The 26,551-nt window shown below is 65.8% G+C and carries 24 protein-coding genes and 1 pseudogene; 8 read left to right on the top strand and 17 right to left on the bottom strand.

The genetic code is table 11. From position 1 onward, the window contains the following. Positions 1 to 53: 53 nt before the first annotated feature. The 11 genes from fadD32 to glf form a co-directional block, all read right to left on the bottom strand. A complete protein-coding gene (gene fadD32 / locus MYCSM_RS29875; RefSeq protein WP_015309916.1) occupies positions 54 to 1,943 on the bottom strand; it encodes a long-chain-fatty-acid--AMP ligase FadD32 in 1,890 nt (629 codons plus the stop codon). Between the two features lie 246 nt (positions 1,944 to 2,189). Then, the gene (culp6, locus tag MYCSM_RS29880) at positions 2,190 to 3,200 is read right to left on the bottom strand and encodes a carboxylesterase Culp6 (protein WP_015309917.1); all 1,011 of its coding nucleotides are present in this window, start codon (positions 3,198 to 3,200) and stop codon (positions 2,190 to 2,192) included. Positions 3,201 to 3,209: 9 nt separating this feature from the next. Further along, positions 3,210 to 3,665 (bottom strand): DUF732 domain-containing protein, encoded by a 456-nt coding sequence (locus MYCSM_RS29885; protein ID WP_015309918.1) that lies wholly within the window; start codon positions 3,663 to 3,665, stop codon positions 3,210 to 3,212. Positions 3,666 to 3,715: 50 nt separating this feature from the next. Beyond that, on the bottom strand, positions 3,716 to 4,594 hold the full coding sequence (locus MYCSM_RS29890) for an alpha/beta hydrolase-fold protein (RefSeq protein WP_015309919.1): 879 nt from the start codon (positions 4,592 to 4,594) through the stop codon (positions 3,716 to 3,718). A 143-nt stretch (positions 4,595 to 4,737) separates the two neighbouring features. Continuing rightward, a complete protein-coding gene (locus MYCSM_RS29895; RefSeq protein WP_015309920.1) occupies positions 4,738 to 5,790 on the bottom strand; it encodes an esterase family protein in 1,053 nt (350 codons plus the stop codon). Between the two features lie 194 nt (positions 5,791 to 5,984). Beyond that, the gene (locus tag MYCSM_RS29900; RefSeq protein ID WP_015309921.1) at positions 5,985 to 7,004 is read right to left on the bottom strand and encodes an esterase family protein; all 1,020 of its coding nucleotides are present in this window, start codon (positions 7,002 to 7,004) and stop codon (positions 5,985 to 5,987) included. Positions 7,005 to 7,134: 130 nt separating this feature from the next. Then, positions 7,135 to 9,234 (bottom strand): flagellar motor control protein ZomB, encoded by a 2,100-nt coding sequence (gene zomB, locus MYCSM_RS29905; protein ID WP_015309922.1) that lies wholly within the window; start codon positions 9,232 to 9,234, stop codon positions 7,135 to 7,137. Next, on the bottom strand, positions 9,212 to 10,126 hold the full coding sequence (locus MYCSM_RS29910; RefSeq protein ID WP_041315286.1) for a decaprenyl-phosphate phosphoribosyltransferase: 915 nt from the start codon (positions 10,124 to 10,126) through the stop codon (positions 9,212 to 9,214). Before MYCSM_RS29910 ends, zomB begins: the two co-directional genes overlap by 23 nt. Before the next feature lie 38 nt (positions 10,127 to 10,164). Then, positions 10,165 to 10,716 carry a phosphatase PAP2 family protein gene (locus tag MYCSM_RS29915; RefSeq protein WP_015309924.1) on the bottom strand — a complete coding sequence of 184 codons (552 nt, stop codon included), beginning with the start codon at positions 10,714 to 10,716 and terminating at the stop codon, positions 10,165 to 10,167. Beyond that, positions 10,709 to 12,646, bottom strand: a complete 1,938-nt coding sequence (locus MYCSM_RS29920; RefSeq protein ID WP_015309925.1) for a glycosyltransferase — start codon at positions 12,644 to 12,646, stop codon at positions 10,709 to 10,711. Before MYCSM_RS29920 ends, MYCSM_RS29915 begins: the two co-directional genes overlap by 8 nt. Continuing rightward, on the bottom strand, positions 12,643 to 13,851 hold the full coding sequence (gene glf, locus MYCSM_RS29925; RefSeq protein WP_085976587.1) for a UDP-galactopyranose mutase: 1,209 nt from the start codon (positions 13,849 to 13,851) through the stop codon (positions 12,643 to 12,645). The genes MYCSM_RS29920 and glf overlap by 4 nt, the downstream gene beginning before the upstream one ends. Before the next feature lie 180 nt (positions 13,852 to 14,031). Between glf and MYCSM_RS29930 the strand changes: the two genes are divergently transcribed. Both MYCSM_RS29930 and MYCSM_RS29935 read left to right on the top strand, forming a co-directional pair. Then, on the top strand, positions 14,032 to 15,027 hold the full coding sequence (locus MYCSM_RS29930; RefSeq protein ID WP_015309927.1) for a GLTT repeat protein: 996 nt from the start codon (positions 14,032 to 14,034) through the stop codon (positions 15,025 to 15,027). 262 nt (positions 15,028 to 15,289) lie between these two features. Next, a pseudogene (locus MYCSM_RS29935) lies at positions 15,290 to 16,402 on the top strand (N-acetylmuramoyl-L-alanine amidase); the annotation flags it as partial. A 15-nt stretch (positions 16,403 to 16,417) separates the two neighbouring features. Here the strand turns inward: MYCSM_RS29935 and MYCSM_RS29940 are convergent. From MYCSM_RS29940 to MYCSM_RS29950, 3 genes are read right to left on the bottom strand one after another with little or no spacing between them, the layout of a single operon-like run. Next, on the bottom strand, positions 16,418 to 17,230 hold the full coding sequence (locus tag MYCSM_RS29940; protein WP_015309929.1) for a Cof-type HAD-IIB family hydrolase: 813 nt from the start codon (positions 17,228 to 17,230) through the stop codon (positions 16,418 to 16,420). Then, complete coding sequence (locus tag MYCSM_RS29945; protein WP_015309930.1) at positions 17,227 to 17,991, bottom strand: lysophospholipid acyltransferase family protein; 765 nt, start codon at positions 17,989 to 17,991, stop codon at positions 17,227 to 17,229. Before MYCSM_RS29945 ends, MYCSM_RS29940 begins: the two co-directional genes overlap by 4 nt. A gap of 5 nt (positions 17,992 to 17,996) precedes the next feature. Continuing rightward, a complete protein-coding gene (locus MYCSM_RS29950; RefSeq protein WP_015309931.1) occupies positions 17,997 to 18,773 on the bottom strand; it encodes a lysophospholipid acyltransferase family protein in 777 nt (258 codons plus the stop codon). 103 nt (positions 18,774 to 18,876) lie between these two features. Here MYCSM_RS29950 and MYCSM_RS29955 point away from each other — a divergent pair, with 103 nt between their 5' ends. The 3 genes from MYCSM_RS29955 to MYCSM_RS29965 are packed head-to-tail and all read left to right on the top strand — an operon-like array spanning position 18,877 to position 21,496. Next, on the top strand, positions 18,877 to 19,575 hold the full coding sequence (locus tag MYCSM_RS29955) for an aminoglycoside phosphotransferase APH(3') (protein WP_041312851.1): 699 nt from the start codon (positions 18,877 to 18,879) through the stop codon (positions 19,573 to 19,575). Between the two features lie 38 nt (positions 19,576 to 19,613). Beyond that, positions 19,614 to 21,164 carry a Rieske 2Fe-2S domain-containing protein gene (locus MYCSM_RS29960; RefSeq protein WP_015309933.1) on the top strand — a complete coding sequence of 517 codons (1,551 nt, stop codon included), beginning with the start codon at positions 19,614 to 19,616 and terminating at the stop codon, positions 21,162 to 21,164. Continuing rightward, the gene (locus MYCSM_RS29965) at positions 21,161 to 21,496 is read left to right on the top strand and encodes a hypothetical protein (RefSeq protein WP_015309934.1); all 336 of its coding nucleotides are present in this window, start codon (positions 21,161 to 21,163) and stop codon (positions 21,494 to 21,496) included. Before MYCSM_RS29960 ends, MYCSM_RS29965 begins: the two co-directional genes overlap by 4 nt. Here MYCSM_RS29965 and serS read toward each other — a convergent pair. After that, positions 21,493 to 22,752, bottom strand: a complete 1,260-nt coding sequence (gene serS / locus MYCSM_RS29970) for a serine--tRNA ligase (RefSeq protein ID WP_015309935.1) — start codon at positions 22,750 to 22,752, stop codon at positions 21,493 to 21,495. The two genes, MYCSM_RS29965 and serS, sit on opposite strands and share 4 nt — an antisense overlap. A 112-nt stretch (positions 22,753 to 22,864) precedes the next feature. Here serS and MYCSM_RS29975 point away from each other — a divergent pair, with 112 nt between their 5' ends. The 3 genes from MYCSM_RS29975 (at position 22,865) to MYCSM_RS39170 (ending at position 24,911) form a co-directional block, all read left to right on the top strand. Then, positions 22,865 to 24,292 (top strand): septum formation family protein, encoded by a 1,428-nt coding sequence (locus MYCSM_RS29975; RefSeq protein ID WP_015309936.1) that lies wholly within the window; start codon positions 22,865 to 22,867, stop codon positions 24,290 to 24,292. A 4-nt stretch (positions 24,293 to 24,296) separates the two neighbouring features. Next, positions 24,297 to 24,647, top strand: a complete 351-nt coding sequence (locus MYCSM_RS29980) for a metallopeptidase family protein (protein WP_041312853.1) — start codon at positions 24,297 to 24,299, stop codon at positions 24,645 to 24,647. Between the two features lie 69 nt (positions 24,648 to 24,716). Further along, positions 24,717 to 24,911: a hypothetical protein gene (locus MYCSM_RS39170; protein ID WP_015309938.1), complete on the top strand. Its 195-nt coding sequence runs from the start codon at positions 24,717 to 24,719 to the stop codon at positions 24,909 to 24,911. Here the strand turns inward: MYCSM_RS39170 and MYCSM_RS29985 are convergent. Next, positions 24,891 to 25,577, bottom strand: coding sequence for a histidine phosphatase family protein (locus tag MYCSM_RS29985; RefSeq protein ID WP_015309939.1), 687 nt, complete (start codon positions 25,575 to 25,577; stop codon positions 24,891 to 24,893). The two genes, MYCSM_RS39170 and MYCSM_RS29985, sit on opposite strands and share 21 nt — an antisense overlap. Beyond that, entirely contained in the window at positions 25,574 to 26,500 is a 927-nt protein-coding gene (gene pheA / locus MYCSM_RS29990; RefSeq protein ID WP_015309940.1) for a prephenate dehydratase, read from the bottom strand. Before pheA ends, MYCSM_RS29985 begins: the two co-directional genes overlap by 4 nt. Positions 26,501 to 26,551: the final 51 nt, after the last annotated feature.

Raw genomic sequence — 26,551 nt, forward strand, 5'->3', positions numbered from 1 at the left:
CTTTGATTGACCACGCGCCCGTCGTCCGCTGGTCTTTTCGGTTCGGTCAGCAGTTAGTCCGTCTCGTCTGGGAAATCGTTGGCGACCTTGCCTGCCCGCAGGCTGCCGTCCAGGTACGCCGCACGGCAGGCGCGCCGGCCGATCTTGCCGGATGAGGTACGGGGAATGGCGCCCGCAGCGGTGAGCAGCACGTCGCGAACGGTGACACCGTGGCGCACCGCGATCGCGGCTCGGATGTCATCGGCGATCGGTCCCATCTCCAGCTTGTGTGCACCCGGCGCACGTTCGCCGACGATCACGAGCTGCTCGGACGTGTCGGCCGGATCACGCTTGAGGCCGGCGTGCGCGTTCTCGAACACCTCGTCGGGCAGCTGATTCGCCGGCACCGAGAAGGCCGCCACATACCCAACTCGCAGCGCTTTCGTCGCCTCCTGCGCGGAGTACTCGAGGTCCTGCGGATAGTGGTTGCGGCCGTCGATGATCACCAGATCCTTTGTGCGGCCGGTGATGTAGAGCTCGCCGTTGTGGTAGGCGCCGAGGTCTCCGGTGCGCACCCAGGTCGCGTCGTCCGTCGCGCCTTCGGCATGCGACGGGTTGGTCCGCGACTTGAGGATGTTCTGGAAGGTGGCAACCGTTTCCTCGGGCTTACCCCAGTACCCGGTTCCCATGTTCTGACCACTGATCCAAACCTCACCGATCTGTCCGTCGGGCAGTTCGGTGGCGGTGTCGTTGTCGACGATCACGGTCCACTCGGCGACGCCGATCTTGCCGGCGCCTGCCTGCGCGACTGCCTTAGGCGAGTCCGCGGGCACCTCGACGAACGTACCGGTGTTCAGCGCATCGCGGTCGACGTGGATGATGCTCGGCTCGGCGTCCATCGGCGTCGTGGACACGAACAGCGTCGCCTCCGCGAGGCCGTAAGACGGCTTGATGGCCTGCGGCTTGAAGCCGTACGGGCTGAACGCCTCGTTGAATCGGTGCACCGTGGCCGCGGAGATGGGCTCGCTGCCGTTGAGGATGCACTTCACGACGGACAGATCCAGCGGCGGCTCGTCGTCCTTCGGCAGTCCGCGGGCCGCCGCGTGATCGAACGCGAAGTTCGGCGCCACCGAGATGACGCCGCCGGTGTCATCGGGCTTGCGCGACATCTCCCGCAGCCAACGGCTGGGCCTGCGGACGAACGCGGCCGGCGTCATGAACGTGAAGTAGTGCCCGATCATCGGGGCCAGCATCGCGGTGATCAGGCCCATGTCGTGGAAGAACGGCAGCCACGAGCACCCGCGGTCACCCTCCTGACCGTCGAGCGCCTCGATGATCTGGACGATGTTGGTGGCCAGGTTGAGGTGTGTGATCTGCACACCGGTCGGGATACGGGTCGAACCGGAGGTGTACTGCAGATAGGCGATGGTGTCGGCCGTGACGTCGACCGGCTGCCAGGTCGCACCGACCTCGACCGGCACCGCGTCGACGGCGATGACGCGCGGACGCTCCTTGGCGGGCCTGCTGCGGAAGAACTTGCGGACACCCTCGGCCGACTCGGTGGTGGTCAGGATCGCCGACGGCTGGCAGTCGTCGAGCACCGCATGCAGGCGGCCGACGTGGCCGGGCTCAGACGGGTCGAACAGCGGCACCGCGATACGGCCCGAGTAGAGGGTGCCGTACATCGCAACCACGTAGTGCAGGTTCTGCGGGCAGAGGATCGCCACGCGGTCACCTGGCTGGGTGACCTGCTGCAGGCGGGCAGCAACGGCCTTGTTGCGCGCCCCGAACTCGGCCCAGGTCAGGTCCCGCGCCACGCCGTCGCGCTCGACCGAGAAGTCGAGGAACCGGTAGGCGAGCTTGTCGCCGCGCACCTTGGCCCACTTCTCGACGTGCTTGACCACGCTTCCGTTGTCGGGGAACTTGATCAGTCCGTCCTTGAGAAACGGGTTATGGAAGGCCATCGCACTCTCCTGTCAAAGCCACGCTCATTGCGAAGCCAGTTCAGCTCTTGCCGGCGGGACGCCGCAGACGTCGACCCGAACGCCAATCCGCGCGAACCCAAACCTCGAAGATCGTACCCGCGAGTTGACGTCGCCGCCTTAAGGGCTCTGACCTGCGAGCTTAGGCCGACTGTCGGCCACCGCTCTTACTTTTTTCTTAATGTTAGGCGACCTGTTGGCGCACGCCAAATCGCCGCAGGTCACATGTCAGCCATGTTTTGGGTGTGGAGCGTTATCGATCACGCTCTTCGCCCAGCCCAGTGTCCACTGCGTGGACGTCGCACCGTCGAGATTCCAAAAGTCGGGCGTGGCGTAAAGCGCGTGCACCGGTGCGCCGCCGCCCCCGGTGAGCACCTGGAGCGTCCTCGGCAGCTCGGTGATGCTGAACGCCGATTCCGGTGCCGCGCAGATCAGATCGCCCCTCGCGCAGATCTCGTTGGTGCGGTCGTTGAGCATGCCGAAGCCGCCCGGCCGCGCGCCCGTCATCGTCAGGCCCATCGCCGACAGCGTCGGCACCTCCTGCAGGGTGATCTCCGCACCCTGGCCGTCGGGGTTGGGTCCGATGTCCTGCCCCACGTTGTTCTGGCGGCGGCCGTCGGCGATCAGCGTCACGCCAAGCACCAGATCCTCGTCGACCGGTCCCCGGCCGTTGCCGATGTCACTGGCGAGGTCGCCGGCGATCACCGCGCCCTGCGAGAAACCGGCCAGCACATAACTGGTCAACGGGCAGCGGTTGTTCATATCCGTGATCGCCTTGACGGCGCCGCGGGTGCCCTCGGCCCGGCTGTCGTTGTAGGACATCTGTTGGTCGGCCGACAGCGGATTGTGGAACTGCGCGGTGTACGGGACCGTGAAGATCTCGAGCCGGTCGGTGCCGAATTGGCCGCGCAGCGGATTGGTCACCTTCGACATCAACGAGTTCGGGAACTGGTTCGGGTTGAACGGGTCGTCGGTCGGCGACGACTCCCAGGTGCCGGGAATGGACACCATCATCACGTCGGGGCAACTCGCGTCCTGGAATTCGGGGCGCGGCTTCTTCGTCGTCGGCGGCGCGCCGGTGGGCGGTACCGCACTCGGCGGCAGCGCGGTCTGCGGGGTCTCAGGCTTGCGCAGCACAACGATCACGATCGCGACGATCAGCACGACGACGAGCGCCATCGCCCCGGCTGCAATGAGCGCGAGGATGCGGTGGCGTTTCCGCCGGTTGGTCTTTGGCATGTTCTCCCGCTAGCAGAGTTTGTCGGTTGCGATCCGAATGTAGTCAGCCGTCGCCGTATCGACCTCATCGGCGGACGGCACCGCGGAGCTCAGGTGTGCGGTCCGCACATCGCCGCGCACCAGCGGCACGACGACATCCCACACCGCCTGATCGCTCTGCTTGGCGGCACGGGCCTGGCACACGTACGACCCGATTCGCAGTGCCATCAGATCGCTCGACGGCTTGACTCCCGCGGCGTTGAGCGCATCGAGGTAGGCACGCTGCTGGCCCGTCACGACCATCGCGTTCGTATCGCTCTCCGGCTGCTCAGGTGCGGGCGCGGTCTCAGACACCGGCATGCCGACGGTGGCCATCACGTCGTCGGCGACGGAGCATCCGGTCAGCAGGGCCGCCGAGGAAGCGACCAACAACGATGTTGCCGACCACTTTGCTAGACCGGTCGCTCGTCGTTCCGCGTGCAGCACTCCTCCAACGTACCGGCTGCCGCGAGGCGAACCGGTTGAGGAGTTCGCGCCTACTTGATCGTGGTGACGAGTTCGCCCGACATCGCGCCCAGCTGACCCGACCAGGTGCCCCAGTCGTGTTGTGGGCCATCGGGGAAGTCGAAGTGCCCGTTGTGCCCACCGACGTTGCGGTAGTGCTGGTAGAACGTGCGGTTGCTGCCCTGGGCCTGATCGCAGTAACCGATCATCGCGGCCGGATCGCTGCATGACAGCGTCGACGGGCTCATCACCCACAGCCGGGTGTTGTTGTCTGCCAGCAGTTGCACGTGCACGTCGGGGTCATGCCACTTCCACCGGCCCAGCTGTGGCAATCCCCACATGTTGCGGGTGTCGACGCCGCCGAACTGCGCCAGCCCGGCGGTGATCGCACCGTTGGTGTAGGTGTTGGACGGGGTGAGGAAACCCGACAGCGAGCCGGCGAAGCGGTAGCGGTCGGGATGGAACGTGGCGATCGTCATCGCCCCCGTGCCGCCTTGGGCCGCGCCGACGATGCCGTGGCCGTTGGGGGCCAGGCCCTTGTTGGCGGCCAGCCAGTCAGGCAACTCGTTGGCCAGGAACGTCTCCCACTGCATGGAGCCGTCCTGCTCCCAGTCGGTGTACAGGCTCCACGCGCCGCCGGCAGGCGCGGCCACCGAGATGCCCTTGCCCGCGAGCGTGTTCATCGCGTTGCCTGCCGTCACCCAGTTGCTGACGTCCGGTGCGGCGTTGAACGCGTCAAGCAGGACGACCATGTGCGGGCCGCCGGCCTGAAAGGCGACGGGGATGTCGCGCCCCATCGCAGCCGACGGGACCATCAGCGTCTCGACTTGGGCGCCGGCGGTCGGTGCCGTGGCGGTCCACAGCCCCGCGGCAAGCACAACGGTCAACAGCGCTCTTATCCACCCACGCATAAACCCCACCTCACGTCGCATCGCATTGGCCTTGGTCCCCGCCGGAGGTAGTGAACCATATTGACGTCACAGGCCGCTCCGGAAATGGCCGACGGCGGCGACCCCCGAAAGGATCGCCGCCGTCGACGTGATGTCGCTTGCTGTTAGCCGCCGGACGTGGCCGCGGCGGCCTGAGCCGCCGGAGCCGCTTGCGGCGTCGCGCCCAGCACCCGCTGGATGTCGGGCTTCATCTGCTGCAGCTGCTGACCCCAGTACGGCCAGTCGTGCACGCCGTCGGACGGGAAGTTGAACACGCCGTTCTTACCGCCAGCGGCGAGGTAGTTCTCCTGGAACGTCTTGTTCGTGCGGAGCGTGAAGCCCTCCAGGAACTTGGCGTTGAACAGGTTGCCCGCGCTGACGCCCGCGCTCAGGTCGTTCGGGGTGCCGTTACCGCAGTAGACCCAGATGCGGGTGTTGTTGGCGACCAGCGTCGCCATCTGGACCATCGGGTCGTTGCGCTTCCACGCGCTGTTGGGATCTTCTGTCTTGCCCCACATGTCGTCGGCCTTGTAGCCGCCGGCGTCACCCATCGAGACGTTGACCAGCATCGGCCACCAACCCTCGGACAGGTTCAGGAAGCCGGACAGCGAGGCCGCGTACTGGAACTGGTTCGGGTGGTAGATCGCCAGCGTCAGCGCCGCCGACCCGGCCATCGAGAGACCGACCGCAGCGTTGCGGCTCGAGTCGACACCCTTGTTGGCCGCCAGGTACGCGGGCAGCTCCTGAGTCAGGAACGTCTCCCACTTGTAGGTCTGGCAGGCGCCGGTCTTCTTGCTGCACGCGGGCGAATACCAGTCGCTGTAGAAGCTGGACTGGCCGCCGACCGGCATGATCACCGACAGGCCCGAGTTGAGGTACCACTCAAAGGCTGCGGTGTTGATGTCCCAGCCGTTGAAGTCGTCCTGGGCACGAAGGCCGTCTAGCAGGTACACACCAGGCGAGTTGGCACCACCGCTCTGGAACTGAACCTTGATATCGCGTCCCATCCCCGCTGACGGAACCATGAGGTACTCGACCGGCAGACCCGGACGAGAGAAAGCCCCCGCAGTCGCCGAGCCGCCGACGACACCCACGAGGCCGGGCAACACGGCGGCGGCCACGGCCGCAATCGTGAGCCGACGCACCCAGGCGCCGCGCATCTTCCCAACGAACTTCATGCTTCTACCTATCCCATCTGTCGAATGCCGCACAGCAGACACGAGGCGCCGTGCCCGTGCAGTCAACCACAACTTGCTGTCATCCCTCTATTCAGCGTGTATTGTCCCTGGTCTTTCTGGTCGCCTCGACTTCCACTCGCTCCGCTCTTCGCTGGTTCCTCACTGCGATCCTCACTTGCGCACGGCTTTGGGCCTCAGCCGTTGAGGGTCGCGATCAGGTCTGGTTTCAATGACGTCAATTGCTGCCCCCAGTACGGCCACGCGTGGTTACCCGCGGTCGGAAACACAAAGGTGGCGTTGTTTCCGCCGGCCTTGGCGTACGCCTCTTGAAAGTCCTTGTTGCTCTTGATGGCCATGCCTTCAAGGCTGTCAGCGTTGAATTGCTGATTCGGATCGGGTTCCGGGTTGACGGTGCTGTTGCCACCGGGCGCGCAGTAGATCCACAGCCGCGTTCCGTTGCCGACGATGCGCGACACCTGTTTGATCGGGTCGTTGCGCTTCCACGCGGAATCCCAAGGCGCGCCCCACATGTTGTCGACGTTGTAGCTGCCCGCGTCGAGCATCGCGACGCGGATGGCCTGCTGCATCAACAGCGCCGACGGATTCAGAAAGCCCGACAACGACGCGGCATATTTGAACTGCGCCGGGTGGTAGGCAGACAAGATGAGTGCCGCACTTCCCGACATCGACAGTCCGACAACGCCGTTGCCCGTCATGGAGACTTGCTTGTTGTTCGCAAGCCACAGCGGAAGCTCGCTGGTGAGAAACGTCTCCCATTTATAGGTATAGCCCTGGTTGTTGAAGCTCGACGGCGAGTACCAGTCGGAGTAAAAGCTGGACTGTCCGCCGACGGGCATCACCACGGCAACGCCGGAGTTGTAGAACCACTCGAACGCGGGGGTTTCGATATCCCAGCCGTTGTAGTCGTCACGCGCACGCATCCCGTCGAGCAGGTACACGGCCTTGCTCGAAGCCGCCGGTGCGGGCGCGGGGGTGGTCGGTGCTACGGCGGGCTGGAACTGAACGCGGATGTTGCGGCCCATCGACGTGGAGTAGATGTCGAGGTATTCGACGGGCAGACCTTCGCGCGAGAACGCGTCGGCATGCGGCGCGGCGCTGACCGACAGCGCCGGAAGAGTCAGCAACGCGGCCGCGATCGCCAGCAGGCGACGAAGCCGAATAGGCACAGTGTTGACCACCGAAGGCCTTCGCATCTGTTGCTTCTACCGTCCGTTCACGTATGCACGCCGTACGAACGGCGGTCTCGAAATAGCTATCGCGTCAACATGGCTGCGGCGTTACCAAACTCCCAGAAAAGTCTGTCAGCTAACAAATCGCCGGCAACTATGGCCCGGTTGCCGGCATACCGGTGTACGGCGCATGTTTCGGCGGCGGTATCTCCAGACCGCAGCGGACAAGCTCATACATCGGCACGCGGTTAATTCGGTAGCTGGTGAATTCCGGTGAATGCAGCAGGTTCGACGCAAACCTCCGCAAACCCATCGGGCCGCGCACTGCCGTGAGCATGGCGTCCGTCGCAGGACACTTCAGGGCGGCCCTGGCCTGCATCACCCAGTCCTCGTCCAGGTAGGCCGGGATGAACGGCGGCATCGTCAGGAACGGGCCATCGGCCACCGCCCAGTCCGGGAAGAGGTTCTTGTCGTGGCCGATACGGCCATCGAGTAGGCGTTGCGTGTGGGCGGCCAACGGGTTTGCCAGCCCGATCTGGTCGAGCACCCGCACGTCCAACCCGACGTTCATGCCGAGCATCCCGAGATTGGTGAAAAACACTGTGTGCGGGCCCTTGTAGTCCTTCCGCACATCGGCGGGCATGTCGGGCGGCGGCGGAACCGCGGGCACTACATCCCATTGGTCATAGTTGCCCGACGGCAGCAGGAGCGCGCCGTCGGGTGTGTTGTTCAGCGCTACGAGCACTGCCCGCATGCGCGGATAGTCAAGGTAGTCAGCGGCAGTCAACGGATGCGGGTTGCCGGTGGCCTGTGAATAGAACCGGCGTTCGTCGACGATGCCGGTGTAAGTGACACGCGTCGCGTCGGAGCCCATGCCGGATGAGTTGGCCGCCCACAGCGACCAAACGGCGACTGCCAGCCACAGCACACCCGTCGCACTTGCGAACAAATAGGCTGCGCCGCGGGGCATTTGGGCGCCCCGGGGCATTTTGGCGCCGTCGGGCAGTGCCATCGGGATCACCGCGACCGGCGCAACCAGACAGAACAGCGGTGTCAGCAGCACCCGGCCGTGCATGAAGTCGCCGCCCTGCCGGATCCAGTAGAGAGCCTGCAACAGTCCGCTGATGAGCATGAAAACCACAACAGCGGAAGGGCTTTGGATCCTGCGGGCCAACCAGCTGTAGCCGGGCGGTGTGGCTCGGCGGATCCACCGCGGCCTGCCGCGGGTGGCCAGTGCGACCACACCGAGGCCGACAAGCAGGATCGCCGGCGCCCACAGCAGATACGGGTGATTGAAGTTGGCCAGATAGACAAAGCCTTGCGCCCATTTGGATCCCGACGCATCTTTGGCGATGGCGGTGCTCGGGTACAGCAGACCGTAGTAGCCCATCCGGAAGATCTGATAGCCGACGGGCAGCAGCCCGCCCGCGACGATGATCAGCACGCGGCGCCGCCAGCCACGGGCCGCGACGAGCATCATGATCAGCGCGACTCCGCCGATGAGCGCCAACTCCGGGCGCACCAGCACGCTCAACCCCGCGACGAAAGCCAGTGCCGCATCGAAGTAAGGGCTGACGACGTTGGCGGTCGGCGGCGGCAGGGGTGCAGGGGCATACGGGGCTCTACGCAGCGTCGGTGGAGCGCCGCGGCGCGGCAGCGGCTGTTGTTGGACGGGATAGGCCCGCAACGCCTGCGACCAGCAGACCATCATCCACCACAGCAGGCCCAAATAGGCCATCACCAAACCGTTTTCGAGACCCGAGGTGGCGAAGTCGCGGGCGGGTGGTACCGCGATGTAAACCAGTGCGCCTGCGGGTAACAACAACGCTCGTCGGCCGCGCAGGCCGGGCGCGTCGAGCCTGCCCGCGCCGAGCATCGCCAGCGCCATCCCGGCGACGCTGAGCGCCAGCGCGAAGACCAGCGCGACATACTCGAGCCGTACCGGGCCGCCGATCCAGCCGCCGAGGGTGATCAGGTAGGTCCAGATCGTCGACGTGTTTGACTCGACACGCTCACCCGCATTGAACACCGGGCCATTGCCCGCCAACAGGTTTCGCACTGTACGCAGCACGATCAGGCCGTCGTCTGCTATCCAGCGGCGCTCCCAAGCGCCCCAGCCGAATAGCGCTGAGACCACGACGACGCTGAGCCAGAGGCTGACTCGAGCCGTTACGTCATAGGGAAACGCCGGCCACCGGGCAAGGCGCTCCCGCCCAGTTGTCTTTTTTCGTTCAGCCGAGGAAGACGGCGACACCGATGGTTCCGATCCAGGCCAGGAGCAGGAGCTGCAGCACACGGTCCTTCGACGCGATCTCCTCCGGCTCACCTGCCAACCCACCGTCGACGTCAACGGCGTACCGGAGGACTGCGATCGTGATCGGAATGATGGTCACCGCGTACCACGACGCGTTTGCACCGTCGCGCTCGAATGCCCACAAGCTGTAACACAGCACCATCGCAGTGGCCGACAGGGTCCACACAAAACGTAGGTACGAAGCGGTGTAGCTCTCGAGCGACTTGCGGATCTTGGCGCCCGTCCGCTCGGCGAGTTGCAGTTCGGCGTAGCGTTTGCCCGCCGCCATGAACAGCGACCCAAATGTCATCACCAGCAGGAACCATTGCGACAGCGGAATACTGGCGGCCACGCCGCCGGCGATCGCGCGGATCAGAAAGCCTGACGAAACGATGCAGATGTCGAGGACGGCCTGATGTTTGAGACCGAAGCAGTAGGCCAGTTGAATAGCGATATAGATGGCGATCACCACGGCCAGATTCGGCGTTGCGAGCAGTGAAATCGCAAGCGCGCCAACCCCAATAACCACCGCAAGGGTGTATGCGAGCCACTCCGGCACCACACCGGCCGCGATCGGACGGAAGCGTTTGGTGGGGTGCTGACGATCGGCCTCGACGTCGCGCGCGTCGTTCACCAGATAGACCGCCGAGGCCGCCAGCGAAAAGGCGACGAAGGCAATCGCGACCTTGACCGCAACGGCGCCGTAGTCGTAGTGAAGGTCAGAGCCCAGGGCGGCCACCGGCGCTAGCAGCACCAGAAGGTTCTTCACCCACTGTCGCGGACGGAGCGCCTTGACCACACCCGTGACGACATTGCTGGGCGGACCCTTGACCGGTGCCGGTTCTTCACTCATCTGCTGGGCGCTCTCTGCACTGCTTTCCCTCGAGATGCTCATCCATCCCCTCCAACCCGATCAGCGACAGCTCCGACAGTCTTCGCGACGACCACCCCGACCGCGACACCAGTGAGCACGTCAGTCGGGTAATGCACGCCAAGAACCAAGCGGGACAACGCCATCGGCGGCACCAGCACCACAGGCAAGGGCAGACCCGTGGTGCGCGCCAGCAGGATGGATGCTGCGGTCGTGGAGGTGGCGTGTGCAGACGGAAAACTCAGCCGGCTCGGCGTGCCGACGTTGACGGCGACGGCTGGGTGGTGCGGGCGTTCCCGCTTGACCACCCGCTTGATCACCACCGCGCCCGCATGCGCGATGAAGGCCCCTGCGCCCACGGCAAGCCACGCCTTGCGGCGTCGCGGCTGCAGCAGCGCGCCCAACACGGACACCACCACCCAGCCGATGCTGTGTTCGCCGAAATGCGAGAGGGCACGTGCGCCCGCCAGCACACCAGGCCGGTCGGCCAGCGCCGCCTGCACGGCCACCAGCGCGGCTTCCTCGCCCCGCGGGCTCGTCGCGGCGTCTTCGCCGCGAACCGGTTCAGCCATGTGGGGAGGCCTCTAGCAAGACCGTTTCCCACTTCTGCTTGCTCGACAGCACCGGCAGCGCCTCGCGGTAGACCCGGCGCATCTTGTTGAACTTGCGGGCGAGGAGGAACTGACGCCGCAGCGACTCACGAAGCAGCGCAAACATTTTCGCGCGGTCACGCTGGCGATAGACCACTCCGCGGCCATCGGCGGTGGTGACGGTGACGCCGTCGACCCTGCACAACGAGAACCACCGGGCGTCCTGTGTCGCGACGTTGACCTGCGGGCGGCGATGGTGCTCGGGGTCGTGCGCCTTGAGCTGATGGATGACGCCGCGACCGAGCCGGTACGAGATGGACAGCGCATTCGTCGGGATGGTGACCTTCTTACGCCAGCGCTTATCCGACGGGGGCGGCAGAGCTGTGGCACCCGGCAGCACCACCGCGTCGGGATAGTCCTGGCGCATCTTGCGGATATCCGGCAGTGCCGATTCCAGGATCGAGAAGATGTGTTCCGGCCCGGCCAGGAAGTCGTCCATCGCCTTGTTCTGGATCGCGACAGTCGAATACTCAAGGCAGAGCAGGTGTTTGAACGTCGCCTTGAGGTGGCTTGCCAGCAGACCACTGACATTGCCGTCCCAGTGCATGGCCGCGACCACCAACCGATTGCGCAAGTGGAAGTACGCCTGCCAGTCGATTGCGTCGTCCTTGTCGCTCCACGCCATGTGCCAGATCGCCGCACCGGGAAGCGTGACGGTCGGATAGCCGTGCTCACCCGCGCGCAACCCGTAATCGGCGTCGTCCCACTTGATGAAGAGCGGCAGCGGCTGGCCGAGTTCCTCGGCGACCTGCCGGGGGATCATGCACATCCACCAGCCGTTGTAGTCGACATCGATGCGGCGATGCAGAAGCCTGCTGCGGTATTCCTCTTCATCGTTGAGTCGATACTTGGCGAAGTTGTGGTCGTATTCGGTGTTGATCGCGTTGGTCCACATGAAGTTCTCTGCGTCGACCATCTCGCCCATTACGTGCAGATGCGACGGCTCCTGCAGGTTGAGCATCTGGCCGCCGACCAACGTCGGGATCTTCGCGAACCGGTTCATCGCCAATGCCCGCAGGATCGAGTCGGGCTCGATGCGGATGTCGTCGTCCATGAACAGGATCTGTTCGCAGTCAGTGTTTTTCAGCGCCTCGTACATGACCCGGCTGTAGCCACCCGAGCCGCCGAGGTTGGGCTGGTTGTGGATGGTGAGGCGGTTACCCAGCGGTGCGGCGGCCTCCGCGAAGCCAGGATGGTCGACCGCCTTGTTTGTGCCCTGGTCGGACACGATCACGGCGCCAATCACCTCGTCCACCAAGGGATCCGAGGTCAGCGCGGCCAGCGCGTTGACACAGTCGGACGGTCGGTTGAAGGTCGGGATGCCGACCGCGACGTTGGCCCGGCCCGGCGCAGGGACCGGCGCGTACCAACCCGCGCTGTGCACTGTCACCGTGGAATTGGTGGTGATGTCGAACCAGATCCAGCCGCCGTCTTCGAACGGGTCGAGGCCGATCTCGAATTCCACGACCGCGGGCCCGTCGGAGTCGCCACTGGTGACCGGCGCACCGCCGACCGTGATGCGGGCTCCGGTGGCCTTCGATCGGTAGACGTCAACGCGGGCGCTGCCGGTCAACTCGACGCGCAGCACTACCGACTCGAGCACGGACCAGCGCCGCCAGTAGCTCGCAGGCAAGGCGTTGAAGTAGGTCGCGAACGAAACCTCGGACTCCGCCCCGATCTCCAGCGTCGTGCGCGTCGGCGCATGCGCGCGCCTGGCGTTGGTTTCCGATTCCTCTATGTAGAGCTTTCGGACGTCCAGTGGCTCACCCGGGCGCGGCAGGATGACGCGGGCGATCAGGCTGACCGCCTTGGATTCCGCGGCGTCGAGCGCGCCGGACGGGATGTCACTCATGCGCTGTTGCTTTCATCGTCGTGTAGGGGCGCGCCGTCACGCAGGTGCGGCGCCAGTACGTTGTCGTACATATTCAGCGCACTGGCGATGGCCATGTGCATATCGAGGTACTGGTAGGTGCCCAGTCGGCCGCCGAACAACACCTTCGATGATGCCGTCTCGGCCTTGGCACGCGCACGGTACGCGCCGAGCACGGCCCGGTCGGCTTCGGTGTTGATCGGGTAATAGGGCTCGTCGTCGTCATCGGCGAAGCGGGAGTACTCCCGCATGATCACCGTCTTGTCTGTCGGGTAGGCCCGCTCGGGGTGGAAGTGGCGGAACTCGTGGATCCGCGTGTAGGGCACGTCGGCGTCGTTGTAATTCATCACCGGGGTGCCCTGGAAGTCCCCGGTGTCGAGTACCTCGACCTCGAAATCGAGTGTGCGCCAACCCAACCGGCCCTCGGCGTAGTCGAAGTAGCGATCCAATGGCCCGGTGTAGATGACGGGCGCGTCGGGGCTTTCCGCGCGCAGCTGGTTGCGGACATCGAACCAGTCGGTGTCCAGCCGCACCTCGATGCGCTCGTCGGCGGCCATGTTCTTCAGCCATACGGTGTAGCCCTCGGCGGGCAGACCCTCGTAGGTGTCGCTGAAGTAGCGGTTGTCGAAGGTGTAGCGCACAGGCAACCGGGCGATGTTGGCCGCGGGCAGTTCCTTGGGGTCGGTCTGCCACTGCTTGGCGGTGTAGCCCTTGACGAACGCCTCGTACAGCGGGCGGCCGATCAACGAGATGGCCTTTTCTTCCAGGTTCTGAGCGTCTGCGGTCTGGATCTCCGCGGCCTGCTCCTTGATCAGCTGGCGCGCTTCATCCGGGGTGAAGTACTTGCCGAAGAATTGCGACACCAGGCCAAGCCCCATCGGGAACTGGTAGGCCTGCCCGTTGTGCATCGCGAACACCCGGTGCTGATATCCGGTGAAGTCGGTGAACTGGCGCACGTAGTCCCACACCCGTTGATTGGAGGTGTGGAACAGGTGTGCGCCGTACTTGTGCACCTCGATACCGGTCTGCGGCTCGGGTTCGGAGTACGCATTACCGCCGATGTGCTGGCGGCGCTCCACGACTAGCACACGCTTGTCCAGTTGCGTCGCCACGCGCTCGGCAATCGTCAGACCGAAGAACCCGGAACCGACGACGAACAGATCAAAATGAGCGGTCATCGGCAGCAAGGGTATCCGACGGCGGGGGCGCGCCCCGAATCCACAGAAGTCCGAAGGTTGCGATCAGCTCACAATTCCGTATCGCCACTTTAGTCCCAGTAGTCACGCCAGTACCGTCGATCTCGTTAGTTCTTGGCGCAGTTGCCAAGCGCACGTACCAGACGTAGTCCATATATTGAGGAGACTTCCGTGCCGAACCGACGTCGACGCAGGCTTTCAACAGCCATGAGCGCGGTCGCCGCCCTGGCAGTCGCGAGTCCAGCAGCAGTTGTCGCCGTATCCGACTTATCCGACAGCGCCAAGCCGCCCACGCAGCACCGCCAGTTCGTCCAGGCCGCCATGATCACCGACCTGCCAAGCGAGCTGATGTCGGCGCTGTCGCAGGGCCTGTCGCAGTTCGGGGTCAACCTGCCCCCGATGCCGACAAGTCTGCTGACCGGCTCGGGCTCGAGCACACCTGCGGCGTTGACCACACCTGGCCTCACCACCCCGGGGCTGACCTCGCCGGCCCTGACGACTCCGGGCTTGACCACGCCGGGGCTGACCACGCCGGGGCTGACCTCGCCGGCCCTGACGACTCCGGGACTGACCACGCCGGGCCTGACCACGCCGGGCCTGACGACGCCCAGCCTGACCGCCCCCAGCGCCACCCTGCCGGGAGCCACCGCGACGGGTCCCGCCCTTACGGATCCCGCGCTGAGCAATCCCGCGCTGACGAACCCGGCGCTGACCAGCCCGACGGGTCAAGTTCCCGGGCTGGCGACGCCGGGTCTTACCACTCCGGCTGCCGGCGCCGCAGCTCCGGGGCTCGCCTCGCCGATCTCCAACGCCGGGGCCCTGCCTGCGCCGGGCGAGGTGCCGATCTCGGCCCCGATCGGACTGGATCCCGCTGCGGGCAGCCCACTGCTCGGAGATCCGTCGCTGGCGGCTGCTCCTGCTGCCACCGGCGGTAGCGGCGGGCTGCTCGGCGACCTGTCCAGCGCCGCCAGTCAGCTCGGCGCGGGCCAAGCGATCGATCTGCTCAAGGGTGTTTTGATGCCGGCGATCATGTCAGCGGTCAAGCCTGCGGGAGCCCCGGCGGCCGATGCGGCCGCGGCGGCCACCTCGGCTATCCCGGCGGCGGCCGCTGCCGTGCCTGCGGCAGCACCGGAGATCCCGGGAGCGGGCCTCACTCCCGGCCTGTAAGACCTGCAACCAGACGGCACCGCAGAAACGCCTACCGGCTCTGCGGTGCCGTTGCAGGACGCAGCCCGGGAATGCCGGGCATTTAGTCAAGTCAACTACCGTGTCGAAACACTGGTAACAACTGACACATACGTAACATCGGGCCGTGTCGTGCCGCCGCCGATCCCAAAGCGGGTGCGGACCGCCTCGGTCCGTGTCCAGGCGGGACGTGCTGAAGTACGTCGCGGCTGCGCCCGTCATTCTGGGTTTGGGCGCAGGCGCTGCGACGCTGATCAAGCCGCCGCAAGCGGCGGCCGAACCGCCGTGGTTGACGGCACTCAATGCGCCCGGTCAGACACCCAACATCATCAGCCGCGCCGATTGGGGAGCTGACGAGTCGATGCGGTCCGGAGCGCCGGTGTACGACGACCGGGTACTGGCGGGGATTGTGCACCACACAGCAACGCCCAACGAATACGCACCCGAAGACGGGCCGGGCATCGTCAGGTCGATTTACGCCTATCACACCCGCTCACTGGGCTGGTCCGACATCGCCTACAACGCGCTGGTCGACAAGTACGGTCAGGTCTTCGAGGGCAGATTCGGCGGCATAACGAGGCCGGTCCAGGGTTCGCACACTGGCGGTTTCAACAAGAACACCTGGGCTGTCGCCATGATCGGCAACTTTGATTTGATGGAACCGACGCCGATCCAGTTGCGAGCGGTTGGCCGGCTGTTCGGATGGCGACTGGCCATGGATGGCGTCGACCCCATGGGCAGCGTCGCGCTGGCCTCGGCAGGCGGGCCCTACACCCGATTCCCGCAGGGCGCTGTCTCAACCTTTCCGAACATTTTCGCTCATCGCGACGTCGGCAGTACCGAGTGTCCTGGCAACCTCGGCTATGGATCTCTGGATCGGATCCGCGAAATCGCCGCCCGGTTCGACAAGCCGGCCAACGCACAGGATTTGGCGGATTCCATGCGGGGCAGCGCAATTCACACACGGTGGCAGTCGATGGGCGGAATGAACAGCCCGCTCGGTGCTCCCACAGCCCCTGAAGCATCGGGTGCCGGTTCGGCGCGCTACGTCACCTTCGACAAGGGAGCGATTTACTGGTCACCGCAGTGCGGAGCACAGCCGCTGATGGGGTCGATCTACAACGCATGGGCCATGCTCGGCTTCGAGCGTGGCGCGCTCGGCCTGCCGACCAGCGGGGAAATTCAGGAGGCACTGTGGGTGGTGCAGAATTTCCAGCACGGCACGCTGAACCTCGATCGCGAGAAGGGCACCGTAACCCGGGTCATTGACGGCGTTCCGCTCGAACTACCGCCACCACCGCAGGAAGGGCCGCCCGTGCAGCTTGAGCGGTTCTCACCGGCGCGCAACCGCGTCTGATCGCGCTAACGCGCCTCAGTGCCACCAGCGTTCGAGAACGCGCGCGACACCATCTTCGGTGTTGGGCGCGGTGACCTCGTTGGCCGCGGCCACCGCATCAGGATGAGCATTGCCCATCGCCACGCCGAGGCCGGCCCACGACAGCATCGGCACGTCATTGGGCATGTCACCGAACGCGACCACGCCCTCGGCGCTGATGCCAAGCGGGCGCGCAAGCTCCTCGACGCCGGTGGCCTTGCTGATGCCGAGTGGCACGACCTCAATCAGGCCGTTGTTGGTGGAGTACGTCAAATCACCTTCCAGCCCAACATGTTTGGCCAGCGCCTCAGCCATATCCGAGCTGCGGGCACCGGCCTTGCGGATCAGCAGCTTGACCGCGGGCGCGCTGAGCAGATCCTCGATGGACACCTCGGTGTTGTCCGGGTTCAGCCAGGCATGCTCGTAGCCAGGTGAGCTGACGAATTGCGGGGTGGCCGCGTCGTGGGCACTGGTGCCGACGCGCTCGACGGCCAGGCCCGCGCCGGGGATGACACGAGTGGCGACCTCGGCCAGCTCGCCAAGTACATCGGCGGAAAGCGTTCGGGCCGAAACGATTCGGTCCGCCGAGGGGTCGTAGATCACTGCGCCGTTGGCACACACTGCCATTGGCGCGAACCCCAGCGCGTCAACGACCGGCTGCACCCATCGCGGAGGGCGGCCGGTGGCAAGCACGAACGTCGCGCCGGCACCCACGGCCGCCGATACGGCCTCTCGGGTGCGGGCCGTGACCTTCTCGTCGTCGTCGAGCAGCGTGCCGTCCACATCGGAGGCAATCAGGTCAGGAGTCACCGGTGGCTCTTCGCCGCACGCTCGGCCCGCTTGCGCGCGCGCTCGGCCAACTCCGCCTCGTCAAGCGCCTTGGCCTCTTCGAGCGTCGGTGCGGTGCCGCCCATCCGGCGGGGCACCCAATACGCACCCTCGGGATGCGGATAGTCCAGCTGCACCTTGTGCAGCAGCGCCGTCATCGCCTCACGCATCGCTGCACTCGTCTGGTCGAGGGTGTCGGCGGCAACCACGGGCGCACCAACTGCGACGGTCACCGGGATTTTGCTCTTGCGCTTCAAGTCTTTTCGGTGATCCTTGGTCCACCGTCGGTGCGCGCCCCACACGATCAGCGGAACGATCGGCACGTCGGCGTCGCGGGCCATTCTCGCCGCGCCCGTCTTGAACTCCTTCAATTCGAAGCTGCGGCTGATGGTGGCTTCCGGATACACCCCGACGATCTCGCCTGCCCGAAGTCGCTCAACCGCAACCGAGTACGCGCCTGCGCCCGCGCCGCGGTCCACCGGGATGGTGCCGGAGTGCTTGATCAGGAAGTTGACGACCTTCACGTCCTGCATCTCAGCCTTGATCATGAACCGCATCCGGCGGTGCCGCTGATACGCGGCCAGCGCTGCCGGAGCCCAGTCGAGGTAGCTCGTGTGGTTGATCGCCATGACGGCGCCGCCGCGTTCCGGGATGTTTTCCAGACCCTGGTAGGTGATCTTTGTCCCGGTGACTTTCGTCGCTGTGCTGACGGCAATCTCGAGCGCACGGAAAACCGGTTCCATACGCGCTACCCCGGCGCCCCGGTGGGGTCGGCCCGCTGCGCGCGTCGGGCCGCCTTCTCGGCGGCCTCCTCGGCATCCATCCGGTTGGCCTCGGCCAGCGTCGGCGCTCCCCCGCCGAGCCGGTGCGGCACCCAGAACTCGCCGGGGGGATGCGGACCGTATTCGTCCTGCACCCGCTCGAGCAGATGCTGCATCCGCGAATGCAACAGCGCGGTCAGTTCCGTTGGCGGCAGGGTCGGCATGATCGGCTCACCCACCGCCACCGTGATCGGCACCTTCGGGCGCCACATCTTCTTCGGATGTCCCTTGGTCCAGATGCGCTGGGCGCCCCAGACGATATGCGGCACGATCGGCACGCCGCAGGCGACGGCCATGCGGGCGGCTCCGGACTTGAATTCCTTGATCTCGAAGCTGCGGCTGATCGTCGCCTCGGGGTAGACGCCGACCAGTTCGCCGTCCTTGAGCGCGCGGCAGGCATGCTCGAACGACGCGGCGCCGTCGGTGCGGTCCACCTCGATGTGCCGCAGGCTGCGCATGATCGGGCCAGTGACCTTGCTGTCGAAGACTTCCTTCTTCGCCATGAACCGAACCTTGCGGCCGAGGTGCTGCTTGTAGGCGGGCAGCCCGGCGAAGGTGAAGTCGAAGTAGCTGGTGTGGTTGATGGCGATCACCGCCCCGCCAGTGCGCGGCAGGTTCTCGACGCCGGTGACGGTGAACTTCAGCCCCTGCACGCGCCACACCAGGCGGGCGAGCTGAATCACTGTTCCGTATACCGGTTCCACATCAGGCAGCGTAGTCGGGCGACGATCGAGCGGCGAAGCCCGCCGTCAGGGGGTACCTCCCACGCGAAGCGTTGGGGGCAAGTTCGGCCATAGGCTCAGTCGGGTGACTGTTCCCAGCGAACCCATGGCCGTTCCGGAACTTGTTGAGCGCATCGCAGCAGGCCGGGCCGTCGTCGCGGTGTGGGAGAACGAACTGGGCGGCGTCACCTTCGACATCGACGGCGGCCGAGAGTTCGTCAAGGTGTATCCGGATGCCGAGGCGCATCTGCTCGCCGCGGAAGTGCCCCGGCTGCGCTGGGCCAGTCGCTATACGCCGGTGCCCGAGGTGCTTGCGGCGGGGCCAGGATGGCTGCACACCGCGGGGCTCGCGGGTCGTTCGGCAGTGGACCGTCGCTGGGCCGGCGAGCCGCACACCGCGGCGCGGGCGATCGGTGTCGGTCTGCGGCGGCTGCACGACGCGCTGCCGGTCGAGGACTGCCCCTTCGGCAGGCCATCCTGGGTCCCCGACGACGCTCCACCGCCCGACCGCCTGGTGGTGTGTCATGGCGACGCCTGCTCCCCTAACACGCTGATGACCGACGACGGCACCTTCAGCGGACACGTCGACCTAGGCGATCTCGGCGTTGCCGACCGGTGGGCCGACCTGGCCATCGCCACGCTGTCGCTGGATTGGAACTTCCCGACCGAGGGCCCCGGCGGCTTCCAAGAGGTGCTGCTGGACGCGTACAGCGTCGCAGCGGACATCGATCGCATCGACTACTACCGGCGGCTGTGGGACGAAGGCGATATCGCCTCCCATTAAGCTCATAGCGGTATCCCCATCGAGCAGAAAGGGTGTTAGTGCAGGTCACGAGCGTCGGGCATGCCGGTTTCCGGATCGACACCAAGGCCGGAAGCATCCTGTGCGACCCCTGGGTCAACCCGGCGTATTTCGCATCGTGGTTCCCGTTCCCCGACAACAGTGGGCTGGACTGGGACACCCTCGGTGACGTCGACTACCTGTACGTCTCACACCTTCACCGCGACCATTTCGACCCGCGCAATCTGCGCGAGCACGTCAACAAGGACGCGGTCGTGTTGTTGCCCGACTTCCCGGTGCCCGACCTGCAACGCGAACTCGAAAAGGTCGGCTTTCACCGGTTCTTCGAGACGACGGACTCGGTCAAGCACCGCGTCAGCGGTCCCAAGGGCGATCTAGACGTGATGGTCATCGCACTGCGCGCCCCGGCCGACGGCCCGATTGGTGACTCCGGTCTCGTGGTCGACGACGGAGAAACGGTGTGCTTCAACATGAATGACGCACGTCCCGTCGACCTCGACGTACTGCACGCCGATTTCGGCCAGGTCGACGTGCACATGCTGCAGTACTCCGGCGCGATCTGGTACCCGATGGTCTACAACATGCCTGCGCGTGCGAAGGAAGCGTTCGGCACCCAGAAGCGCCAGCGGCAGATGGACCGCTGCCGTCAGTACATCGCTCAGGTCGGTGCGACGTGGGTGGTGCCGTCGGCGGGTCCGCCGTGCTTCCTCGACCCCGCGCTGCGCGACCTGAACGACGACCACGGCGATCCTGCGAACATCTTCCCCGACCAGGCGGTGTTCCTCGACCAGATGCGCACGCACGGCCACGACGGCGGCCTACTGATGATGCCCGGATCGGCAGCGGATTTCACTGGGTCACAGCTCAATTCGTTGACCCATCCGCTGCCCGAGGAGGACGTGCAAGCCATCTTCACCACCGGTAAAGCCGCCTACATCGCGGACTACGCGGAGCGGATGGCACCGGTGCTGGCCGCGGAGAAGGCGAGCTGGGCGCCGGCTGCTGGTGAACCCCTGCTGGAGCCGCTGCGGGTGGTGCTAGAGCCGATCATGCTTCAGAGCGATCAGATCTGCGACGGCATCGGCTATCCGGTCGAGCTGCGGCTCGGGGCCGAGACCGTGGTACTGGACTTCCCGAAACGCGTGGTGCGTGAGCCGATTCCGGACGAGAAGTTCCGTTACGGCTTCGCGATCGCCCCTGAGTTGGTGCGCACGGTGCTGCGGGACAACGAGCCGGACTGGGTGAACACCATCTTCTTGTCCACGCGGTTCTCGGCGTGGCGGGTTGGTGGTTATAACGAGTACCTGTACACGTTCTTCAAGTGCCTCACCGATGAGCGGATCGCCTATGCCGACGGCTGGTTCGCCGAGGCGCACGATGACACCGCGTCAATCATCTTGGACGGCTGGGAGATTCAGCGCCGTTGCCCCCATCTGAAGGCCGACCTTTCTAAGTTCGGTGTGGTGGAGGGCGCCAAGCTGACATGCAACCTGCACGGCTGGGAGTGGAATCTGGAGACGGGCCGCTGTCTGACGAGCAAGGGTCATGAGCTCCGGAGCGAACGCAAGTGACCGGTCCGCATCAGTACTATGACGACGGCCTGATCCAACTGGATCGGGAAGCAATCACGTTGCGGCGCTATCACTTTCCCTCGGGCACATCGAAGATCATCCCGCTGCGCTCGATCCGCGGATACAAGGCCGAGTCCCTCGGACTGTTCACCGAGCGGTTCCGGATCTGGGGCAGCACAGATCCGCGGCGCTGGATGCCGCTGGATGTGTGGCGACCCATCAAGTCGACGCTGGTGACGCTCGACGTGCCGGGAGTGCGGCCAAGTCCGGCGTTCACTCCGCAACGCCCACAGGAGTTTCTGGCGCGGCTCGGCGAGCTGCTGAAGACCTAGCCCTTCGGCTCGAGTACCTCGGCGCCGACATACGGCACCAGCGCCTCGGGGATGCGGACGCTGCCGTCGGGCTGTTGATGATTCTCCAGGATCGCCACCAACCATCGCGTGGTGCCGAGGGTTCCGTTGAGCGTCGCGGCGGTCTGCGGCTTGCCGTTCTCGTCGCGGTAGCGCACTGACAGCCGTCGCGCCTGGAAGGTGGTGCAGTTCGACGTCGAAGTCAGCTCGCGGTAGGTGCCCTGCGTCGGAACCCAGGCCTCACAATCGAATTTGCGTGCCGCCGAAGAACCCAAATCGCCTGCGGCAACGTCGATCACACGATATGGCACCTCGATCTGCGCGAGCATCTGCCGCTGCCAGCCGAGCAGCCGGTCGTGTTCGGCCTCGGCATCCTCCGGTTTGCAGTAGACGAAGCCCTCGACCTTGTCGAACTGGTGCACGCGGATGATGCCCCGGGTGTCCTTGCCGTAGCTGCCCGCCTCACGGCGAAAGCACGACGACCAGCCGGCGTAGCGCAGCGGGCCGTCGGACAGGTCGAGAATCTCGTTGGCGTGATAGCCGGCCAGTGGCACCTCGGACGTGCCGACCAGATAGAGGTCGTCGGCTTCGACGCGGTACACCTCGTCGGCGTGCGCTCCCAGGAAGCCGGTACCCGCCATCACCTCGGGACGCACCAGCACCGGTGGGATGACGAGCGTGAAGCCGTTGGCCGTCGCCAGTCGGACCGCGAGCTGCAACAGGCCAAGCTGCAACAAGGCACCCGCACCGGTCAGAAAGTAGAACCGCGAGCCCGACACCTTCGCGCCGCGCTCCATGTCGATCAGGCCGAGGGACTCGCCGAGTTCGAGGTGGTCCTTCGGGGCTTCGATGGCCGGTGGTTTCCCGACGGTGTCGAGCACCGCGAAGTCGTCCTCACCGCCAGCCGGTACACCGTTGATGATCACGTTCGGGATCGCCATATGCGCTGCGGTGAAAGCGTTTTCGGCCGCAGCCTGCTCGGCCTCGGCTACCTTGACCTTCTCGGCGAAAGTCTTGGCCTGCTCCAGCAGCGCCGGCCGCTCGTCCGGCGACGCCTTGCCCACCCGCTTGCTGAGGGACTTCTGCTCGGCGCGCATGTTGTCGGCGGTCGACACCGCCGAGCGGCGAGCGGAGTCGGCTTCGCGCAGCGCATCGACGAGCGTCGGGTCTTCGCCACGGGCCCGCTGAGACGCGCGCACCAGATCCGGATTTTCGCGTAGCAGCTTGAGGTCGATCACGGCCGCAACCCTACTTTTGACGGCGCACGGCGGAGCCGTCGGCCCCGCCGGGGCACAACCTCATAACGTTACAACTGTAACTCTTGTCACAGCGCCCGACACGCCTGTCACAATGGAGCGGATGTTGGAGGCACCCGAGCGCTTGGAAAGCAGCGCTTTACTCGCCGAACGCGAGGACGCACAGTCGCCGGACCAGGTGGCGTGGTGGCAGAGTCTGCACGCTACGTCAACGCGCCGGGCGCTGCTGTTGACCGCGCTCGGCGGCCTGCTGATCGCCGGCCTGATCACCGCGCTGCCCAGCAAGGACGGCGCCGACGGCCTTACCGCCAACTCGATCTCGCTGGGTCCCAAGGGCAACGACACGTTCAACCACGCGAAGGCGGGCGACTGTCTGAGCTGGCCGGACCGCACACCCGATGCGGCCCAGATCGTCGACTGCACGGGCGACCACCGCTTTGAGGTCGCCGAGTCGGTAGACATGCGCACCTTCCCTGGCAGTGAGTACGGCCCGGACGCGGCGCCGCCGTCGCCTGCGCGCATCCAGCAGATCAGCCAGGAGCAGTGCTCGGCGGCCGTCAAGAACTATCTCGGCAGCCGCTTCGACCCGAACAGCCGCTTCACGGTCAGCATGCTGTGGTCGGGCGACAAGGCCTGGCGGCAAGCGGGTGAGCGACGCATGTTGTGCGGTCTGCAGCTGCCGGGTCCCAACAATCAGCAGTTGGCGTTCAAGGGCAAGGTCGCCGACGTCGATCAATCGAAGGTGTGGCCGGCCGGCACCTGCCTCGGCATCGACCCGAGCACCAACCAGCCGACCGACATTCCCGTCGACTGCGCGGCGCCGCATGCCATGGAGGTCACGGGCGCTGTCAACCTCGCCGAGAAGTTCCCGCAGGACCTGCCGCCGGAGCCCGAGCAGGACGGCTTCATCAGAGACGCCTGCACCCGGATGACCGATGCCTATCTGGCGCCGATTCAGCTGCGCAGCACCACGCTGACCCTGATCTACAGCACGATCTCGCTGCCGAGCTGGTCGGCGGGCAGCCATCAGGTGTCGTGCAGCATCGGCGCGACGCTCGGCAACGGCGGCTGGTCGACACTGCTGAACAGCGCCAAGGGCCCGCTGATGATCAACGGTCAGCCACCGGTCGCACCGCCGGACATTCCAGTTGACCGGCTCAACCTTCCGCCGATCCCGGCCATCGAGCCGCAGATGCCCGAGAGCGATTCCTCGTCGTCGTCCTCGTCGTCGCAGTCCAGCGGCAGCCAGAGCGATCCCAGTCAGCAGACCCAGCACATGCCGGGGCAGCAGTCGACGGGCTCGACCTCGACGTCGACTCAAACGTCCACGCCGGCGCCTGCCCCGCCGCCGGGCAACACGTTCCTCAATGGGCCACCACCGCCTCCCGGCGCACCACTGGACGGTCCGCCACCGCCAGAAGGTGCTGCCCCGCCGCCATCCGAGGGCGCCCCGCCTGCGCAGGGTGCACCACCAGGGCCGCCGCCGGGCCAGCCGGTACTACTGCCGCCGCCAGGGCAGTAGTCGCGTGGCCGTGCGGATGAGCCCGCAACGGTTTGACGAGCTGGTTTCCGACGCACTCGACTTGATTCCCCAAGAACTCGCCGCGGCGATCGACAACGTCGTTGTCCTCGTCGAAGACCGCAACCCGGAGGAACCCGACCTGCTCGGCCTGTATCAGGGCGTGGCGCTGACCGAACGCGATTCGTGGTACGCAGGCTCACTGCCCGACACGATCACCATCTACCGCGATGCGTTGCTCGCGGGCTGCGACGACGAAGCCCAGGTGGTCGACGAGGTCGCGATCACGGTCATCCACGAGATCGCGCACCATTTCGGCATCGACGACGAGCGTCTGCACGAACTCGGCTGGGGCTAGGCGAGAAGACCCGCCCTTGCGTAGGCGCGGCACCCACGCTTTGTCCGCCCTCGGTGCCATCCTTGGGCCATGAGTACGGAGTGCCGCGAGTGTCTGGCGGGGCTCGAGCATTGCCATGGCACCGTCATTCATCACGCCTGGTATCGGTCGGAATGCACAGAAGATTGCTGCGTCACCCCCGTGGTTATGCATGCGTTCAGCGTCGACTGTGACGCGCTCGGATGCACATGCAGCGTCCGGGCGTCAGCCCATCGGGTCGGCTGAGGACAGCGCATCCTCCACCGGATGCACATCCGGCTCGGGATAGAACGGCGGCGTCAGCGTCGACCACTGCACACAGCTCCATCGCCCGTCGGTAATCGGCGCCAGCACAACGGATTCAGCGTTCGCCAGGTGATGGTCGAGGGCGAAGGTGCCGTCGACCCCGGCCAGCACGGCCGACACCAGCCGGATGGCCGCGCCGTGGCTGACGACGACGATGTCACCGTGCCACGCGTCGTCGTCGAGGTAGCGCATCCGCAGCTGTGTCAGCACCGGCACATAGCGGTCGAGCACCTCGTTGCCGGTCTCACCGCCGGGCATCGGCACATCCAGATCGCCCTCGTGCCAGCGCTGGTAGACGGTCTCGAACTCGGCGATGGCATCGTCGTCTTTGCGATCCTCGAGCTGACCCACCTGTACCTCGTGGATGCCCTCGAATTCGTGGGGCGGCAGCCCGAGCTCGGCACTGATCTCCGCGGCTGTCTGCGCGGCCCGTACGGCCACCGAGTGCGCGATCATCGCGGCGGGGTGCGGCAGCTCGCGCGCGAACGTTCGGGCCTGATTGCGGCCGAGGTCGGTCAGCTCGGCACCCGGTGGCCGGGTGTCGAGGCGACGCTCGACGTTGCCCAGCGACTGGCCATGTCGGACCAAGACGAGCCGACCGGTCACGGCTTGCCGTCCCGCAGCTGCGTCAGCCAGCGCGACGCCTCATCGAGTTTCGGCGGGGCCGCACCAGCGGCCGAGCCCGTCGGCCATGAACCAAGGAATCTCACGTCTGCACAACGTCGATGCAACGCCTTGAGTGCCTCAGCGACCGCCTCATCATCGAGGTGTCCGACACAGTCGAGGAAGAAGAAGTAGGTGCCCAACTCCTTACGGGTCGGCCGGGATTCGATGCGGGTGAGGTCGATGTCGCGGATCGCGAACTCGGTGAGCGCCGACACCAGCGCGCCGGGCACATTCTCTAGAAACAGCACCACCGAGGTGCGGTCGGATCCGGTGCGGGCGGGCGGTTTGCCCGGTTGGCCCACCAACACGAACCGGGTACGCGCGTTGGGTTCGTCGACGACATCGGTGGCCAGCGCCGTCAGCCCGTGGCGTTCGGCGGCCAGCGCCGTACTCACACCGGCGTCCGCGCGCCCGTTGGCGACATCCTGCGCAGCCGCCGCATTCGAATTGGCAGGCACCACTTGGGCTTTCGGCAGATGTGCGGACAGCCAATTTCGCACCTGCGCGGCGGCCACCGGAAACGCCGCAACGGTCACAACCTCGGTGGCGGGCGTGTCTTTTCGCACCACGATAGTGAACGACACATCAAGGGTCAGCTCGGCAAAGATCTGCAGCGGCGTCCCGGTCGCGAGGTGGTCCATTGTCGGCAGCACCGAGCCCTCGATCGAATTCTCGATCGGCACGCAGGCGAAATCGGCGTCGCCCGAGCGGACCGCAGCCAGCGCTGCGGGCGTGCTGTCTGTGGGAACCGGTGTGATGCCCTCCGGCGAGCCCTGTCCGGGTACCAGACCGTTGGCCGAGATCTTGAGCAATGCCGCTTCGGTGAAGGTTCCTTCGGGTCCGAGGTAGGCGATGCGCGGCACATTTCAACACTATCCGTTGTCGCACGGCCGTCCCGGATGCCGTGGCGGTAG

Origin of the sequence: Mycobacterium sp. JS623, assembly GCF_000328565.1 — a bacterium.
GTDB lineage: Bacteria > Actinomycetota > Actinomycetes > Mycobacteriales > Mycobacteriaceae > Mycobacterium.

Excerpts from the sequence above, each read along its gene's own strand:
- fadD32 (WP_015309916.1), bottom strand. The coding sequence starts at position 1,943 with ATGGCCTTCCATAACCCGTTTCTCAAGGACGGACTGATCAAGTTCCCC.
- culp6 (WP_015309917.1), bottom strand. The coding sequence starts at position 3,200 with ATGCCAAAGACCAACCGGCGGAAACGCCACCGCATCCTCGCGCTCATT.
- MYCSM_RS29890 (WP_015309919.1), bottom strand. The coding sequence starts at position 4,594 with ATGCGTGGGTGGATAAGAGCGCTGTTGACCGTTGTGCTTGCCGCGGGG.
- MYCSM_RS29895 (WP_015309920.1), bottom strand. The coding sequence starts at position 5,790 with ATGAAGTTCGTTGGGAAGATGCGCGGCGCCTGGGTGCGTCGGCTCACG.
- MYCSM_RS29900 (WP_015309921.1), bottom strand. The coding sequence starts at position 7,004 with ATGCGAAGGCCTTCGGTGGTCAACACTGTGCCTATTCGGCTTCGTCGC.
- MYCSM_RS29910 (WP_041315286.1), bottom strand. The coding sequence starts at position 10,126 with ATGAGTGAAGAACCGGCACCGGTCAAGGGTCCGCCCAGCAATGTCGTC.
- MYCSM_RS29915 (WP_015309924.1), bottom strand. The coding sequence starts at position 10,716 with ATGGCTGAACCGGTTCGCGGCGAAGACGCCGCGACGAGCCCGCGGGGC.
- MYCSM_RS29920 (WP_015309925.1), bottom strand. The coding sequence starts at position 12,646 with ATGAGTGACATCCCGTCCGGCGCGCTCGACGCCGCGGAATCCAAGGCG.
- MYCSM_RS29945 (WP_015309930.1), bottom strand. The coding sequence starts at position 17,991 with ATGGAACCGGTTTTCCGTGCGCTCGAGATTGCCGTCAGCACAGCGACG.
- MYCSM_RS29975 (WP_015309936.1), top strand. The coding sequence starts at position 22,865 with ATGGAGCGGATGTTGGAGGCACCCGAGCGCTTGGAAAGCAGCGCTTTA.
- MYCSM_RS39170 (WP_015309938.1), top strand. The coding sequence starts at position 24,717 with ATGAGTACGGAGTGCCGCGAGTGTCTGGCGGGGCTCGAGCATTGCCAT.